This window comes from Capnocytophaga sp. oral taxon 329 str. F0087 (assembly GCF_000213295.2).
In the GTDB taxonomy this organism is placed as follows: Bacteria; Bacteroidota; Bacteroidia; order Flavobacteriales; family Flavobacteriaceae; genus Capnocytophaga; species Capnocytophaga leadbetteri_A.
Genome location: NZ_KN390109.1, coordinates 1 through 1,217 on the forward strand (window position 1 = coordinate 1; position 1,217 = coordinate 1,217).

Genomic DNA, 1,217 nt, shown 5'->3' on the forward strand with positions numbered 1-1,217 from the left:
CCTACGACGAGCATCTCAATGCCATCATGATACAAAATGACGTGTTGAGCACAGCCAAACTGGAAGGATTGACGGAAGGACGGTCGAAAGGAAGGGCGGAAGGACGGGAAGAAGGACGAGCGGAAGGACGGGAAGAAGCACTCCTATCCACGGCACGGAACCTGAAAGCCATGGGGCTGTCCATGGAAGATATTTCTCGCGCCACCGGACTCTCCAAAGAAGACATCGTGAAATTGTAGGTATGCGGTCAGCGGTCTTTGAATTCCCAAAGTATCAAGAAATATTTCATGCCCTTTCACTTTGATTTCTTGCGATAATTCCTTTTCTTTGTATTTGCATAAACCCTAAAATAAATATCTTATGGGCAAGCTCAAGGACAGATACATACGATTCGACTGGGCCATCAAGCGGCTGCTACGCGACAAGGCCAACTTCGCCGTGCTGGAAGGGTTGCTCACAGTGCTCTTCGAGGACAAGACGCAAATCGTGGAAATATTGGAAAGTGAGGGGAACCAGTTGGCCGAGACCGACAAGTTCAACCGCGTGGACATCAAGGCAAAGAACAGCAAAGGCGAAATCATACTCGTGGAGGTGCAGAACACGCGGGAGGTTTATTATCTGGAACGCATACTGTACGGCGTGGCCAAGACCATCACCGAACACATTTCATTAGGCGAGAGCTATGGAAACATCAAGAAGGTGTACTCCATCAGCATCGTCTATTTCGATTTGGGCAAGGGTAACGATTACCTCTACCACGGACAGAACCGTTTTATAGGCGTGCACACTTCCGACGAACTGCAAATCTCGACCAAGCAGGAGGATGCCATCCTGCCCAAGTACCCAAGAGAGATTTTCCCGGAATATTACATCATACGCGTGAACGAGTTCGACAAGGTAGCAAAGACGCCACTGGAAGAATGGGTTAACTACCTAAAGACAGGGGAAATCGAACCCGATACTAAAGTGCCGGGCTTAAGCGAGGCACGGGAGAAACTGAAATATTACAGTATGGCTCCCGCCGAACGATACGCCTACGACGAGCATCTCAATGCCATCATGATACAAAATGACGTGTTGAGCACAGCCAAACTGGAAGGATTGACGGAAGGACGGTCGAAAGGGCTGGCCGAAGGACGAGCAGAAGGACGAGCAGAAGGACGAGCAGAAGGACGAGCAGAAGGATTAGCGGAAGGATTAGCGGAAGGACGCGCAGA

At 50.0% G+C, this 1,217-nt stretch carries 1 protein-coding gene and 1 pseudogene; both read left to right on the forward strand.

Annotated elements, in window-relative coordinates; translation table 11 throughout:
• Positions 1 to 239 (forward strand): annotated as a pseudogene (locus HMPREF9074_RS12540) (hypothetical protein); the annotation flags it as partial.
• Between the two features lie 121 nt (positions 240 to 360).
• A partial coding sequence (locus HMPREF9074_RS11635; protein WP_034541097.1) for an Rpn family recombination-promoting nuclease/putative transposase occupies positions 361 to 1,217 on the forward strand: 857 nt, incomplete at its 3' end.